The organism is Acinetobacter sp. 1424608, from assembly GCF_000588255.1.
GTDB classification, from domain to species: Bacteria; Pseudomonadota; Gammaproteobacteria; order Pseudomonadales; family Moraxellaceae; genus Acinetobacter; species Acinetobacter nosocomialis.
Map to the genome: position 1 here is coordinate 1 of NZ_JFXL01000035.1, position 15,298 is coordinate 15,298.

The 15,298-nt window shown below is 37.1% G+C and carries 12 protein-coding genes and 1 pseudogene; 3 read left to right on the forward strand and 10 right to left on the reverse strand.

Features of this window, described 5'->3' with window-relative positions; translation table 11 throughout:
- Positions 1 to 1,197: 1,197 nt before the first annotated feature.
- From J678_RS22345 to J678_RS22820, 5 genes are all read right to left on the reverse strand, one after another.
- Positions 1,198 to 2,463, reverse strand: a complete 1,266-nt coding sequence (locus tag J678_RS22345) for a type II toxin-antitoxin system HipA family toxin (protein ID WP_031956499.1) — start codon at positions 2,461 to 2,463, stop codon at positions 1,198 to 1,200.
- Positions 2,463 to 2,768 carry a helix-turn-helix domain-containing protein gene (locus tag J678_RS22350; protein WP_000366814.1) on the reverse strand — a complete coding sequence of 102 codons (306 nt, stop codon included), beginning with the start codon at positions 2,766 to 2,768 and terminating at the stop codon, positions 2,463 to 2,465. Before J678_RS22350 ends, J678_RS22345 begins: the two co-directional genes overlap by 1 nt.
- A 919-nt stretch (positions 2,769 to 3,687) precedes the next feature.
- Positions 3,688 to 3,945 carry a hypothetical protein gene (locus J678_RS0104725; RefSeq protein ID WP_004726728.1) on the reverse strand — a complete coding sequence of 86 codons (258 nt, stop codon included), beginning with the start codon at positions 3,943 to 3,945 and terminating at the stop codon, positions 3,688 to 3,690.
- A 349-nt stretch (positions 3,946 to 4,294) separates the two neighbouring features.
- On the reverse strand, positions 4,295 to 4,891 hold the full coding sequence (locus J678_RS22355; protein ID WP_004826955.1) for a putative adenosine monophosphate-protein transferase Fic: 597 nt from the start codon (positions 4,889 to 4,891) through the stop codon (positions 4,295 to 4,297).
- Positions 4,892 to 4,903: 12 nt separating this feature from the next.
- Positions 4,904 to 5,071, reverse strand: coding sequence for a YhfG family protein (locus J678_RS22820; protein ID WP_002125865.1), 168 nt, complete (start codon positions 5,069 to 5,071; stop codon positions 4,904 to 4,906).
- A gap of 274 nt (positions 5,072 to 5,345) precedes the next feature.
- On the opposite strand from J678_RS22820, the gene J678_RS0104730 reads away from it, so the two are divergent.
- Genes J678_RS0104730 through J678_RS22365 form a run of 3 tightly spaced genes read left to right on the forward strand, consistent with a single transcriptional unit; the run spans position 5,346 to position 11,367 of the window.
- A complete protein-coding gene (locus J678_RS0104730; RefSeq protein WP_000911011.1) occupies positions 5,346 to 5,810 on the forward strand; it encodes a hypothetical protein in 465 nt (154 codons plus the stop codon).
- Positions 5,811 to 5,822: 12 nt separating this feature from the next.
- On the forward strand, positions 5,823 to 8,162 hold the full coding sequence (locus J678_RS22360; protein WP_002058482.1) for a hypothetical protein: 2,340 nt from the start codon (positions 5,823 to 5,825) through the stop codon (positions 8,160 to 8,162).
- A 4-nt stretch (positions 8,163 to 8,166) separates the two neighbouring features.
- On the forward strand, positions 8,167 to 11,367 hold the full coding sequence (locus tag J678_RS22365) for a site-specific integrase (RefSeq protein WP_006582679.1): 3,201 nt from the start codon (positions 8,167 to 8,169) through the stop codon (positions 11,365 to 11,367).
- A gap of 325 nt (positions 11,368 to 11,692) precedes the next feature.
- On the opposite strand, the gene J678_RS22370 is transcribed toward J678_RS22365, so the two are convergent.
- The 5 genes and pseudogenes from J678_RS22370 to J678_RS22390 form a co-directional block, all read right to left on the reverse strand.
- The gene (locus J678_RS22370; RefSeq protein WP_000550047.1) at positions 11,693 to 11,911 is read right to left on the reverse strand and encodes a hypothetical protein; all 219 of its coding nucleotides are present in this window, start codon (positions 11,909 to 11,911) and stop codon (positions 11,693 to 11,695) included.
- A 4-nt stretch (positions 11,912 to 11,915) separates the two neighbouring features.
- Positions 11,916 to 13,211: a Y-family DNA polymerase gene (locus J678_RS22375; RefSeq protein WP_001190352.1), complete on the reverse strand. Its 1,296-nt coding sequence runs from the start codon at positions 13,209 to 13,211 to the stop codon at positions 11,916 to 11,918.
- Between the two features lie 14 nt (positions 13,212 to 13,225).
- Positions 13,226 to 13,852 carry a LexA family protein gene (locus J678_RS22380; protein WP_000038641.1) on the reverse strand — a complete coding sequence of 209 codons (627 nt, stop codon included), beginning with the start codon at positions 13,850 to 13,852 and terminating at the stop codon, positions 13,226 to 13,228.
- Between the two features lie 110 nt (positions 13,853 to 13,962).
- A pseudogene (locus J678_RS22385) lies at positions 13,963 to 14,463 on the reverse strand (SOS response-associated peptidase); the annotation flags it as partial.
- Positions 14,464 to 14,505: 42 nt separating this feature from the next.
- Positions 14,506 to 15,298, reverse strand: a 793-nt coding sequence (locus J678_RS22390; RefSeq protein WP_032027527.1) for an IS3-like element ISAba21 family transposase, incomplete at its 5' end; no start/stop codon positions are given.

Consider the following 15,298-nt stretch of genomic DNA (forward strand, 5'->3'; position numbering starts at 1 on the left):
TTGGCTAAAGTTACTGCACTGATTATCAGTCGAGATGTCGTTATTGATTATGCCTTATACGGAACTCCAGAATTAGCCCTCGTTGCGAACAACAAAGCAGAAATCCTGCAGTTCCGCGGACGCTGATAAGTAGACAGATTCCTGACACGGAATACTATAACTGAGGTCACCTAAATAGGATGCATAAGTTGTGTAAGTTACGCCACTTAAATAAGTTAAGGCGCTAAAGCGATAAAAGCTACATGATGGCCAGTACTGAGCACTGGCGATCTAAGTCAATGCTGCAGTTCTCATCATCATTGGAATAAGTGGACAAATTCCTGACACGGAATACTATAACTGAGGTCACTTAAATGGGATGCATAAGTTATGTAAGTTACGCCACTTAAATGAGTTGAGGTGCTAAAGCGATAAAAGTGGCACTGTTGGAAATATAGATTTAAGTCGATGATTTTTCCTTTAAAAAAAGTACTTAAAGACGGCTTTGTTGCACAAAGCTGTTTGTAAGGTCTGATTCAGCAATATAATTTCCGAATGAAGAAGCCAGCAACTAAAATCTACCGTACAACGAATTGGTCCGCATATAAACTCAGTGCGAGAAACTTTCAGAGCCAAGTGAATGAGATAACACTAAATATAAAAAAATGGAAGAATAATTTACTAAGTTATTGTTTTTAAGTTGATCCTTGTTTTATATGGGGGTGATAATAACTTCTGATTACTAGTTTTTACCTTAAATATACCGATTGAAAGATTCATTTAAAGGCTATGAATACATGAGTTTTACAGTTTGGCTAGGTCAGCATGAGTACTTTTCACAAGATTTAAGATCGACCATGAACGTGATTAAGTTATAGGGGATTGATGAAATAGTTTTTATGAATTTCTGGCTTTCTGGGCTGATTTTATCAAATTCATGTCTATGCAAAATTGCGACATATTTCTCGTGCTGGTAGTTATCCAGAGTTTGGTCTGCATCTATCCATAGTGCAGACCTTTTTTTGGTGACAGTTTTTTCTTAGTGATTTTCGATCTGGATGTAGTGATTTCACGTTTGCAGAATATATCTTGGCGGTGATCCATCTAATATTCGTGATTATAAAGAGAGCTAATTCACAGGTTCTACAGATTATGTAGCGACTAACTATATCAAAGTCTATTTGCAGTTGATGGTTGGCGCTTAGTTTATATTTACGCTTAGGTTTCAGTTAAAAAATCAATATTCTGTTGAATCCGTGATTGAATCATCTGTAGGGTAGATTCTCGAATTTGATGGGGATACAGGCGCTGCGCAATTTGACTAAATTGAAGTGCAATTTCACGCATGGTCAAGATGATCTCATCGACTTCTAGAGTAGTCAGATTAGCTTCTGAAGTACCGAGTTTATGTATGTCATTTTGGGAAATATTGAGCGCTTCTCCCATAATGTCCATTTGATGATAACCACCTGGACCCTCGCAGAAGGTCACATCATAGGCTGGAGCCAATTTCCATTGACCATTTTTCTCCATGAGAAATGAAAAGTTCTTAGTATGGTCATCCCGATTATTGAAAAGCACATTAAACACAGCACGTTTAAAAGCATGCAATCTTTCTCGTACATCTTGCGTACACATCAAGGTTGCCCGGAGAAAATTGCGATAGTCTAGGCTACCTGGAACTTTATAGTCTGCTCCTGTATATGCAGCCAAACTCTGCATTGGAATCCGCATACCATTTTGACGATCGAATCGTTTAGAAGCAAAAGCCGTTAAACCATTGGGCAAATTAAAGAAATGGGTATCTGGAGTCTCAATTGCACAAAGTCGCAAACATTCTGCATAGACGGCTTCAATGGCGCAGACTTCAGGATGCTCTTGCTGAGCAGGAAACTTAATCAGCCAGGCTTCATGTTGATCAGAATCTTGAGTCGAAAACTCTAAATTGACAGGATCTCGGTAAACCAACGCTTTTGGTCTGGCACCTTGAGGGGAGCCACCCATGACCAATAAATGCTGTAGAAATTCACCACCTTCACCTTTGAGTACTTCTTGAACTTCCTGGGCCAGTTGTTGTAAAGGGATATTTTCTGAGGTTTGCATGTCAGCAACACAAGGTTCAAAGGAGAGGGCACCCATTGCGTGACTACTAATATAGGTCAGACGCTCCAAAGGTCCAATTCGTGCTGAATTTAAGCCAATTTTTTTGAAATATCGATCCATCAACATCATGCCCCAACCATCTGGTAAAGCGTCATAGACTGGACCTGGGAGTCCCATTTGATGAGTAGGAAAACCTTGTCTGAATGGTAGACCTTTTAAAGGCAGCAAGTAAGAAGAGAGCTCAACACCTTGCTGTATTGCTTCTGGACTATATTCAAAAGCAATGGTGGGTCTACCTGTCGTGGCTGTTGAACTAATCAGCGTTCCCCATAACCATGATTCGCCCCAACCGTTGTAATAAACATTAAGTCTATTGAGCATTATCCCTTCCTCTTAATACGGTGGCGCTTACTTTGACTCTCATAGCGAAGAATGTCATTCACACTGTTAAGCTGAGGTTTAAATAGTTCCTGAAGTTCGTTTAATCGACCCAAGACCATTGCAATACGGACTAAATTTTCAACAGATACATTTCGTCCCGCTTCAAGATTCGAAACTGTATTCACGCCGACACCAGCGCGTGCTGCTACCTCAGCTTGAGACATCTCCAGAAAGAGTCGTTGCTTACGTAAACGCTCACCTAAAAGAGTCACAACTTCTTCTGGTTTAGTGAAATATAAATCCATTAAATTGGGTCTTAAGAATGAATAATTTAATTAAATCACAAAATAATGGAATTAATCTATAGCTATAGTGTGGCTAAGGAGGGCTTTGTTGCACAGCACATCAGAAGGGTAGGTATAGTCCTTGGGTATCGGTTACAGAAAATCATCAGGATGTACTTTGACTGATTGTTGATACGGAGATTTCAGTATTTTCATTTTTCCTAATAGGTCACATTACTTAGAAAGGGTTCTTCGAAAATTAGTTCATACTTTAAAAATCCTATAAATATTGAGGATATTTTCTTAATGCTTTCAATATAGCATGCGGCTATATGTAACTCGAACGGGCTTAATCTGCCTTTCAGTATAAATTTTTTGGGCGTGAGAGGGGAGAGGTGTGAGGGCAAGCAATTTATATCGTGGATACTTCTAAATTACTTATGTAATAGAAGGTGGTAAACATGGATTTAGAGGTAATAACACTAAATATAAAAAAATTGGAAGAATAATTTATTAAATTATTGTTTTTATGTGGTTATTGGTGATGTTATGAATAATAATAACTTTTTCTTGATGAATTTTACCTAAAAAAATTGATCAGATAATTTTCTTTAAATGTCATGCATACATAAATTTGACAGTTTGAAGGGATCGGTATGTGCATTTTTCACAAGGTTAAAGATCGACCATAAATGTGATAAACGGCAGAGGATCATTGAAAAATGAATGGATTTAAACACTACATGTATGCACGAAAAAAAGTATCGCTGCGGTTCTGCTGACAGGCTGTATTGAGCATTGAATGCAAATGATGTAGTAATTGTCTACAGGCTATAGGACCAGCATGAAGAAGAATGAAATGTAGTTGCCAATTTATAACCTTGGTTGAAAAGCATAGCATTGTTATTCGGAGAAGTGAGGTAAGCCATCCTTCTCTTATTCATTTAAAATGATTCTTACTCAACTGATCTCGACTCATGGGCTGGTTCCAATTAGACGGATAATAACTTCCATCCCCTATCTTTTTCTTACCACATTTCTTGCATTTAATCCCTTCTTTGGAGATTTGATTCAGCATCACTGTTGTCGGTTGAATCAAATCAATGACATAGTTCGTTGGTTCAGGAAAAGCAGAAGAGGCTGCTTTATTGCAAAAGAGAACATTCGGATCAAATGGATTGGATTGCACAAAAGCCATGATACAGCCACAGAGTAATTCACCTGCATGTAATCTGTAACATCCATTCAGGTCATCAGACGAAGATTAATCTGAAATTTAAGCACTAAACGCCATAAATCTATGTATGGGCAGACTTTTTTGAGACATATGTTGATAAACATGCGGCAAGTTACATTGCTTAAAAGTCTATCTAAGTTAACGATCTATTCAATTCTGGATAAGTAATCTGAATATTACGATCCTAAATTACCCGAAGAGTATTAAGATTTCTAAGAATCGTGATTGTTGGTTTATTTGGGAAATTAATCAGTGGATTGAAGCAAAGATGATGGCTCATTAAGGATTGTGGGCTTCGACTACTTAAATTTTAGGTATTTTGAATAAAGCATATTTCAAAAATCTTAATTAATGGATTTAAATTACCATAAAAACCTTCAATATTGGCTTGAATCCATTGTTGTTGAGAGTCAATGCGAGACCAATCAATACCATAACCACAATGAGCAATCAGATGCTCAAAGAAAATCCGTTGTGTACGTCCATTACCTTCACGGAATGGGTGTATGACATTAAGCTCACAATACAAGTCGGCAAGTTGAGGAATCAGTTGTTGTGGTGCTAAGCCTTGAAAGTATTTTTTTTCTTGAAGCGTTTTGAGTAGTTTATTGGTTTCAATTTCAATACGGGAAAAATTACAAAAACGGGTGTCACCTTTGGAAATATCGATTTGTCTTAACTTTCCTGCCCAGTCGTATAAGTCGCCAAAGAGCTGCGCATGAATTGATTTTAAGTATTGTAAGTCGTAAGGTGGTTCAGCATATTCAATTAAGTTACTTGCCAATCCAGACAGTTCTAGTTCAGCTTGTTCTAAAATTTGTTCATCATGAATATTGAGTTTGTTCTTTAGGATATTTGTGCCAGGGTAACAATACAGGCTGTCACCCATTTCCCCATATTTATCCATACATGCACCTGACTAAGTTTCGGGTTGCGAATACTTCTTATATTTTTGCAAGATTTCAGCTTTACTTTGTTGAGTTGTTTGAGCTGTCGTTGTAATGCCTTCAAGCTTTAGGCTGGCTTGATAGTTTTGCGCACGTGTCGCTTGAATATATTTTTTTTTCTGTTCAGTGGTTCTGAGCATTTCGAAACTCCATTGATGCTACACGTGAAGTAAGTATAGCAGAGAATCTTTTTGATCAATGCTGCATACACAGCATTTCAAAATGTAATACAACGGTATTGTTTCATGTAATAACAGAAAACTAAAAAAAAGTGGAAGAATTTTTAAAATTTAGACCACCCATGATAAGTAAACCATATGTATTTGTTGATAATTGTAATTTTGAGAAAATTTAGTTGATAAATTAAATGAATTTTAATATACAAAGATATGCTCATTTTTTATATCGATAAAAATGTTAAAATTTGACTATTTAGTAAAAAATATAGAGATATTTATGGGGCAATTTATCATGCCCTTTTGCTTTGAGCGACAAAATGTTCAATTTAAGATAGTAAAAATTAACTCAGAACTACTGAAAATCAAAAAGATTAAACAGAGCCAGAAAGTAGTAGTACAAGCAAAGTTCAAAATAATCTATGTGAAAATTTGGCAAAAAATATTGCTATTAATGCAAACGGAGCCATGCTTACGTGTACATTCTAATTATGTTGCAATCTTACAGTTGATACATAATCTTGATGATTTTATCGAAAAATCACAGCAACACTTGTGCTTTGAGAGAAAAGCTCAGAAAGAGCTGGATGCTAAATTTTTTGCTAGATTTTTTAAGCTGACAAAGAGTTCAATAAAAGATCAACTTTTACCAAATTGTTCAGATCGTAATGAATTTAACCAATGCAATTTGATAAAAAATTAAGCGAAAGCGAATATGCCAAAGATTGAAACAGAAGAGCAATTCTTAGATTTAGCAGAAAAATTCCAAAAAGATTATTGTTTATTACGCAATCATGTTGTGAATACACAATTTGTCGATCTATCAGATGATTTACGTGAAAAAGCCCATGCTCTATATAAGGAAGCACAACAGATATATGGCTATATATCTAGTTCTAGACAATTAGGTAAATATTATTATCTAGCTTCTTTAAGTTATTTTGCATGCCCGACTACTAGTAATACTCAAGAGCTGTCGTCTGAACGTTATTTGATTCTACAAGCGAGTTTTTTAACATATCGGCAGTATCAAGAATTTGCAAAAATTGATAAAGCTGAGAATAAGCAAAAACATGTTTGTGATCTCTTTCGCTATGTATCACGATATGTTCTGGATTCTAATCATGCTGAATTATTTCAAGAATGCAGTGAGCTACTAAATCGCTATGTCATGTACGAACGTAACTTGAAAAAGGAGGATCGTAATCAACTTTTTAATATTAAAGATTTCAAACAAGTACAAGCCATAGAGTATTTATCGGCTCTATTAATAATTTTTAAAAGACTTGATGATCGTCGTGTTGTTCATCGTCAGCGTAAGTCAAAAAAAAGTAAAGTTTTGCAATGGCCGACGAAAAATGAACTCAAAAAATTTCGTGAAATTAAAACGGGTAAGCAAGTAGATATTGGACATAACGCAAAGATCAGTATTTATGATGCCGCTCTTCACAAAGATGAAGAGGGTGAAGTTGATCTATTAGATCCTGAAATGGAGTTTTATTCAGAAGATGAAAAGTCTAAAAATTTAAATTATATACTCAGCGATAATGCGACGCATCTAATGCGGCATCGCCAGCGCCGTCATGCTCCTTTTGTTACAAATCCACATTATTTGGCGCCAGATATACTGAAGCAAATTGTTTATGTGTTGAGAACCGAGTTATCCGGGCACTGGAGGGATGCTGCAATCGCTGCAGCATGTTTATTGTCACTTTTGACGGGATTATCACCCGTCGCACTGATGGATTTTAACGAGCTTATTCAAGATGGAATTTTGATCCAGAATGGTTCAAGTAGACGTCGCGAATATTTACTCAAATTAAATCTTAAAATTACAGAGCAGAAGATTAAGAGCTTAAATCATGTGCGGTGGAATGAAGTGATGACACATCAACTACATTTACCTTCTGCTTGGTTTGACTATATAGAACAAGCATCGAATCCACTAATTTCATCAACACACATTAATACGAAACTTAAGAATTGGCTTGATAATCGGTTTGTAGGTTCGATCACTGTAGAAAAACTGCAGGCTCAATTATATTTTCATATATATTATGAAACATATAATGAATATCTTGCTCATGTAATTGCTGGGCGGGATAGTCAGCATCACATGCCTGGTATCTATTATGGCGGGCTACCGAAAACTCAACTCAGTAGCACATATCTAGCCTTTTTAGAAAAAGCACTTACACCACATTCCACACATTTTACTGAAGACACGGCTGAACTAAAAATATTGCAACAACAATTCAAAGTGCAATCTGCATTATCTATAGGAAGGATAGGGAGCCAACTGGCACTTGAACCCAATTTTGTGAAAGAGCAATTCCATATTTTACATAGACATTGTCACGAAAACATCCAAGAAGATAAGCACATTATTAATCAACTTAATGCATATGCGTGTTGGATGTGGCATATCAGTTTGTTGAGTTTGGCAAGTCGGCCTAAAAAAAACCTGTTGGGGAATTTGGATGATTATTGTGTTGAGCTCAAGCTTTTATATGTGAATGATAAAAAAAATAGTAAAGCAAGAAAAGATGGTCGTTTTATCCCTTTATCTGATTTTTTCATAAAAACACTGCAAAATTACACTGCCTTTTTAGAACAAATTATTGAAGCGTACGGTTCATTTTTTAGACAAGTCTTTGCAAAGAAGAAGATAACTGTAAATGATCTTTTTGGTAAGGTCATTTTTAGTAAAGATATCTTGCCGATAACTGTCAAAGAATGGCAGAGCAGGAAAATTAAGTTAATCCCTTTATCGAGAAAATGGGTGAATTCATATATGCAAGGAGTCTTTCCAAAGAATATGTATTCGAATTGGTTACGTCATTTTGACATGAACTTTTTGATGCATGAGCAGCAAGAGGGTAAACCAGCATTAGCTTTTCACTTAATTCAGGCCCTGTATGGTCATGACCAACGTGACCGAGAGGCTTTTCATCCGCATTCTTCACTTATCCCGAATGTCTATGTACAGCAAGCCCGCCAGCAATTGCAAGATAATGTCAAATCTTTATCGATTAAACACTTAGAGCGAAAATAGTTGTATGCAAAAAATCAAAGAACTAATAAAACCACAACTAGATGATCTATTTGTTGATATTCATAAAATGGTGAAAAAGTCGCTAGATAGACAGCCTTCTCCACCTGAAGTATTGACGAAAGAAATGCAGCAAAAACTTGATCAGCAGATCGCTGAAAAATGGCATGACATTAAAGATAGTGTTGATTGTTTGAGTCAAAAGTTGAGCCGAGACGAACAATCAAAACTGATGCAATTTACTGAAGATGAATTTAATAAAAGAAGGAAGCAATTCAACCAGAATGTAGATAAAAAATCATACAGAATTAAGCTAAATCCACATACTAAACGGATCGTACTGCCTAGAAAAATTGAGAGTACAGAGTCACGGTTAGAACAGGGGCATCTACATATCCATGTACTTAAGGAATTAAGGCAGTATTGGCAAGATTCATTTGAATATTGGAATGAACCAAAGTACTTATGGGGAAATTTATGCTTAAGTTTTATATATATTTCAGGCTGTGCAGATGAACAGCATTTGATTGCTATTCAGAAGCAATTGCAGGAGGCCATTGAGCTTGGTACAGATCTGAATTGTTTTCGGTTATACCATTCGGACTACAAAAAAATCACTAATCCATTGTTACTACATTATCGTGTTGAAAACTCTCAATATGGCAACGATGTAGAACAGGGAAAGTTGTACCAATGGAAACATGTTTTTTTTAACCCATATGCGCAGTTCATTTTGCAATATTTAAAAAAGTTGAAAGCTACTCAGAAAGAATTTTGTCTGCAACATTCAGTTGAAGATTGTATTTTAGAAAGCTTGAGTAAGATAGGCAGGAAAAAAAGTCTTGGGGATCTGCAATATCAAATTAAACGCCGTGGATTTCGTGCATTTAATGATGTGCAAATGGTACTCGAATTTAATCCAAACCTCAGCATAGATATATTTTTGAGTAATGTGCTTCAGCAAGAGATTAATACTGTTGCTTTAAGGCCATCCGAATTTAGATTGCTGTGGAATAATGATTACAATCAAGTCACAGAACCAGATAATCGCCCTATTCATTTTGAACAAGAGCAGTTACTTCCTGAAGTTCCGACTGTTCAAAGCAAATTACAAACGATTCCGTATGAGTTGATGTTGTTTGGTCAAAAGAAACGTAAAGGTCAAAAAGTTGAGCGTTTAGATAAAAAGAGGAATAAAGAAGAACGCACGCTACGTTTTTGGCAAGAAACTAGAAGGGTGTTAGAGGAGAAGATAGTTGATGCTAATACAGAGGAAAAGTCTTTAATTGATGCTCAACTACGCTTAATTCACTGGTTAATGCATTTAAAAAAACGAGGGCTTCAATTATCAACTATTGAAAGCTACTTAGGATCGTTTGGCAAAGAATTTATATTTGAGATTTGGCTCAATAAATTAGATTTAAAGCAACAATCCATAGATGACTATGAGGATTTATATCGGCAGCTATTGAAATACAGCAGTGAACGTGATGAAAAAGCAGTTCAACGAGATTCGGTGAAAGGAAAAACCTCTCGTAAGATGCACCAAAGCGCAGAATACCGTTTTGGTCGCCTAAAAGATTTTCATCAATTCTGTATAGAGAATTATGATGCTCCAGGGGTATTGGTGCTACAGAATTCAAGTTTTAAGCATTTACAAATTTGCAATGCACGGCTAGTGAGTCCTTTGCTATTTGGCAAATTATTGGAAAAACTAGAAAATTTAAGTCAAGAGCCAACGGCATCAGAGTGGGTCGATCATCTGAGTTGTTTAAAGCTGATGTATTTACTAAGTTATAGAACTGGACTTCGATTAAATGAAGTTCGTTGTCTTAAAATACAAGATATTATTTGCCCAGAGCTACTTTATAAAGAAAAAGAAAATACAGTTTTTAATAATATCACGCTTCATATCCAAGACAATTCATATCGCCGTCTGAAAACGCGAAGTGCGAATCGTCAAATACCATTGAAAATTGCATTGTCAGAACATGAGTTTTTAGTAGTACAACGTTACATACAACATCGTTATGAGCAATATTTGGTTAATCAGCAGGATGATCTACTTTTTAGTGTGAATCATCGTGTATTAACTGATCAATGTATCAGCAAAATTACAGTAGATTTGTTTAGTCAAATATTAGGTATGCATCATGGCTTTAGTTTTCATACATTACGCCACAGTGCTGCTAACTATCTAGCAATAACTTTGCTCGGTTCAAAAGAAATGATCAAGACCTACACAGATTGTCCTTGGGTAAAAGCAAAAAAGATGAGGGATTTATTGTTTGGTATGAAAGCACGTGCTCAAGAAGAGATTATTCAACATAAATGGCAGGTGCTCGCCTCTTGGATGGGGCATAGCAGTATTGAGCAAACGGCTTCAAATTACCTTCATGTTTTGGATTTATTAGCAGTCGATCGAATTTATAATTCGCCGTGTATCATTTCAAAAAAAGTATTAGAACAGTGTTTTAGTCCAGTGAAGTCAAGTACAGACTACATAAACCTAAATCGTTATACTCAGCAGCAGAAATGGTTTAATTCTTATCAGCAAACACAGCCAGTTACGATGGCTGGCCGACAAGAAAAGAAGTTTAGTATAGAGAAGAGTACTCTGACACCTTTTCAACGTTTGATAAGTTTTAGAGAAGGTCGTTTAAGCGAAGATACCCAAGCTCAAGAATGGATGCAACGATGTCAATGGATGAGCACTAAATGGATGGATCGCCAAAAATTTAATTTAAAAACGAATTATGTTTATAGTAAGAATTTAGAAGAGAGTTGGTTTGATGAACTTTACGAAAAGGCTAAAAAACTGACTCGTCCAGATGAAATAATTCCTCTCCTTGATTTTCATTATAAAGATGATAGGCAGCAAGATGCACTGAAAGAAAAGAACATGGTTAAGGCGCTTAAAATATTATTATTATTTGGAAAACTGCGTAAGAATTTTCTACATTTTCAATGCCGAATGAAAGGTGATGAGCAACAAATTGTTAATTTTATTACTGGTATAGAGCCAATGTTAGGAGATCATCTGTATTTAGAAAAACAAAACTACCCAGTTAATTTGGATGCTCCTGAGCGAACCGTTAAATTTAGTTTTCAAAGAGTTGTCGGCTCTAACAAAAAAAATGTTACTCCGCTGGTTATATTTAATTTAATGTTAAAAATGATGCAAAAAGATGAACTCTGGTTGAAATAGCCTAAGCAAACTAAAAGGGGAATTGTTTAAAAATCTCTCTGGTTATAAGTAAACTGTCTTTATGAAAAGCATCATACTAACTTTGATTCATAATAAAGGGAATTTAAAAGCTTTAGCATCACAATTTGGTCACTGGATTTTAGACAATAGTGTAAAGATTAGCACTTTGGTAAATCGATGAGCTAAAGTGTTGTAGTCCAAACTCGATCTGACAATTACCCATTTTTTAGTGTGCCCGTCAGGTTAAATTTGAACTGAATTTTTCTCAGCCCAAATTCATTTCCAATCAAGTTATGTTTCAAGTGGCGTGCGAACACTGCACAATTTAATTCACGGTGCCTAAGACAGGTATCAACTTCGGACCAGCCATTCTAGCTTTGCTAATGATTTCCACCAGCTCATCATAAGTCAGTTCAAACTTATCCTCACTATCAAATACATAGACCATATTCTTGCCTTCATGTTCAGGTGGAGTAGGTGGTACAAATCGTTTCGGGATAAGAATTTGTGCGAGTTGTTCGTCAGTTAATTTAAATAAGTGCATGTTTTTATCCTACTCTTGGTAAGTCAGACCATTTGGTTAAATACGAAGGTGATCTAAGGTTTTGATTCATGTGCCATGTGGCTTCTTTATTGTTGGCAATGCCTAGCGTGACGAGATTCTTCCCAAACCGTTCACTGATGGCTTCGATGGCATCTGAAAGCCTTTCTCGCTCTTGCTTATGTGAATAGTCCGTGAATAGATCGGGCACAAACTTGGATTGATCTGTAATTTCGAGCAGCACGATTCCCGCCTTTTTATACTTAAAGCCTTTCTTAAATATCTGATCGATGCCTTTCATCGCGGCCTTGGTGATGAGCAGTAGATCATCCGTATGCTCATGCATTTGAACGACGATGTAAGGCGAGTAGCGCTCTGTCTTATCAAAGCGACTGGTTTGGATATACACGCCGATCATCTTGCAGATTGAGCCATCTTCCCGCATTCGTTTCACGGCTCTGGCCACATAAAGCCGAACCGAAGCTTTAATGTCATCCATTTCATACACTGGGTTGCCATATGAACGGCTGCTGATGATTTGCTTCTTCGCTACAGTATCATCACTAAGGTCAATACAAGAAAGGCCCTGTAGCTCAAGCACCGTCTTTTCCATCACGATACTAAACTGCTTTTTGATTTCTTTAGGATTGGCATTGATCAGATCCAGCACAGATTGAACACCCATAGTATTGAGCTTCTTACAGTTCTGTCTGCCTACGCCCCAAACCTCAGACACATCAACCTGCGCGAGTAGCGTTTCTGTAGAGCATGGGTCCATATGGGCCAGATTACAGACCCCATTGAAGAACTTGTTTTTCTTGGCGAGATGATTGGCAATCTTGGCTTCGGTTTTAGAGCGACCAATTCCAATACAGCAGGGTAGGCCTAACCAACGCCAAGCCTTAGCCCTCATGTCTTGAGCATATACAGTCAGGTCAAATAGATGCTCGTAAGCTGTGAGCTTCAGAAAGCATTCATCAATGGAATAGACCTCTTGATCTCCTGGTGCAACATAGTCCCCAAGCAGCTCCATAAAGCGCTTGGACATTTCGCCATATAAGGAGAAATTACTGGATAGCACCTGAATGTTATGTTGTTTGATCAGCTCTTTAATTTGGAATACAGGAACACCCATCTTGATGCCTAAGTCTTTCGCTTCCTGGCTTCTGGCCACGGCACAGCCGTCATTGTTGCTGAGCACAATGGTTGGGCGATCATTCAAGGCAGGATTAAACACACGCTCACACGAGACGTAGCAATTATTCACGTCGACTAACGCGAATATTTCATTTTCACTTTGCATGGTTATTCTTCTTTTTATGAGCGGTGATAAATACGCTTTAAATTAAAAGTCACCACACCCCAGATTGATATGGTCTGACTATCATCAGGAATGATGTGATTGTAATTCGAATTTTCAGCCTTCAACCAAAGTTCTGGAAGCGGATAATCTTCATCTCCAAATATTTCTTTGATTTCAGACTTGGACATCTTATTGGTGATCATCAGCCGCTTAATGGTTGAGGCATTGTCATCAATCAGGGCAACCACGATATCGTAATGCTTGGCTTCAATACTGCGATCAATAATGATTGGATCATTAATCTCTAGGCCAGCATCGAGCATGGATTCACTGTCTACATAGGCAATAAAAGTAGAAATAGGGTTGTGAATCAGGAACTCATTCAGATCGAGTGCTTTGTCTTGCTCATCCTTGGTGCTGAAGGCCGGACCTGCAGGAATACGCTCTAAAGAGACGGGAATAGATACTTTGGATTTGGGTAGGACAGCAGTAAGCCCTAATTTTTCAACAAGCTCATTTTGAACAGCGATTTGTTCAAGCACGGTGTTGATGGTAGGACTTGGTTTACCCTCTGGACCCATGAGCTCTTGTAAAGATGACCATGCGTCGTCAGAGAAGTAAATAGGCAACTTCTTAGACATGAGATACTCCTACGCTACGAGGCGTGTTTGGAAGTAGAATTTGTTTAAATAGGATATTACTAACAGCGTTTAAAATTCAAATTTAAAAAGTTGTGGATAAACAAGGATGCTCAGAATAAGACGTTTTGTTTCTGCTCATCGCGTGGAAATGTGACGAATTCATCGGGCATTTGAAAGAAATATTCATGCGCATGTTCATGATCGGCTGTTAGCCAGTCTTTTCTGTACTGTTCTGGAATAACGATGATGGATCGCTTCTCATCCTTCGGTGCATGGAATTGTTTCATAAAAGGGTGATGGTCCGAATTGATGGTCAACATTGAAAAGGAACGTACCTTATTGCCATTAATCACTGCATCATCATAGATCCCTGCAACAGTAAAAGGCTGATCATCTTTACGCTTGATGGTGTACCAGTGTGGCTTGCCATTGATGTATTTCGGCTCATAAAATTCTTGTACTGGGACTAGGCAGAACTTGCTGTACTTCCAAGCATGTCGAAAGCTAGGCTTATCTGCTACAGACTCAGTTCTGGCGTTATAAGTATGACTGCTGAACTTCAATTCTTTCGCCCAGCTCGGTAGTAATCCAAACTTTGCAATATCAAGCTCTGATATGTGCTGAATTAGCAGGAGACTTTCACTTGGGATATGCTAGGCAGCTAACCGATAAAAGTTCTCTGCTATTTGATTTGGCGTTTTAAAATCCAAACTCTTTTGAATTCTTCGCTGATTATAAAATAACACAATGTATTCTGTAATATCTGCTTTAGCTTCATCTCTGGTTTTATAGTTGCAATGATGCACTAATTCATTCTTGAGTATGCCCCAGAAACTTTCAATCGGTGCATTATCGTAACAGTCCCCACGTTTGCTCATTGAACCTTGAAAATCACATTTTTCCAGTATCTTTCGATATTCATGGCTGCAATATTGGCTGCCTCTGTCCGAATGAATAATTAAGCCTTTCGTTGGTTTTTGATTACGAATCGCCATAGTCAGTGCATTGCAAACAAGTTGTGCGGTCATACGCTCATTTAAGCTATAGCCAACCACTTGTTTCGTGTACAGGTCTTTTACTGCTGCCAAGTATAACCAACCTTCAGCAGTCCAAATGTATGTAATATCGCTTGACCATGCAAGATTGGGCTTAGTCATTGAAAACTGTTGCTCTAGTAAATTTGCGTAGATCGCTCGATTATGATCACTCTTCGTAGTTCTTTTGAAACGCTTATGACGCTTACAATACAGCTGGTTGAGCTTTTTTATTTGACGTACAGCATACGTACTGATTTTGATACCTTGCGCTTGTAAATGCTTAGTTAATCGAATATAGCCATAGCTTTGTTTAGTTTCCTCATGAGCTATTTTGACCAAAATTGTCTGTTGATTTCGCTGAACCAATCTTTTATTCATGCCTCGTTTTAGCCAATCATAAAATCGTGAC

Excerpts from the sequence above, each read along its gene's own strand:
- J678_RS22345 (WP_031956499.1), bottom strand. The coding sequence starts at position 2,463 with ATGCTCAATAGACTTAATGTTTATTACAACGGTTGGGGCGAATCATGG.
- J678_RS22350 (WP_000366814.1), bottom strand. The coding sequence starts at position 2,768 with ATGGATTTATATTTCACTAAACCAGAAGAAGTTGTGACTCTTTTAGGT.
- J678_RS0104725 (WP_004726728.1), bottom strand. The coding sequence starts at position 3,945 with ATGGCTTTTGTGCAATCCAATCCATTTGATCCGAATGTTCTCTTTTGC.
- J678_RS22355 (WP_004826955.1), bottom strand. The coding sequence starts at position 4,891 with ATGGATAAATATGGGGAAATGGGTGACAGCCTGTATTGTTACCCTGGC.
- J678_RS22820 (WP_002125865.1), bottom strand. The coding sequence starts at position 5,071 with ATGCTCAGAACCACTGAACAGAAAAAAAAATATATTCAAGCGACACGT.
- J678_RS0104730 (WP_000911011.1), top strand. The coding sequence starts at position 5,346 with ATGTTAAAATTTGACTATTTAGTAAAAAATATAGAGATATTTATGGGG.
- J678_RS22360 (WP_002058482.1), top strand. The coding sequence starts at position 5,823 with ATGCCAAAGATTGAAACAGAAGAGCAATTCTTAGATTTAGCAGAAAAA.
- J678_RS22365 (WP_006582679.1), top strand. The coding sequence starts at position 8,167 with ATGCAAAAAATCAAAGAACTAATAAAACCACAACTAGATGATCTATTT.
- J678_RS22370 (WP_000550047.1), bottom strand. The coding sequence starts at position 11,911 with ATGCACTTATTTAAATTAACTGACGAACAACTCGCACAAATTCTTATC.
- J678_RS22375 (WP_001190352.1), bottom strand. The coding sequence starts at position 13,211 with ATGCAAAGTGAAAATGAAATATTCGCGTTAGTCGACGTGAATAATTGC.
- J678_RS22380 (WP_000038641.1), bottom strand. The coding sequence starts at position 13,852 with ATGTCTAAGAAGTTGCCTATTTACTTCTCTGACGACGCATGGTCATCT.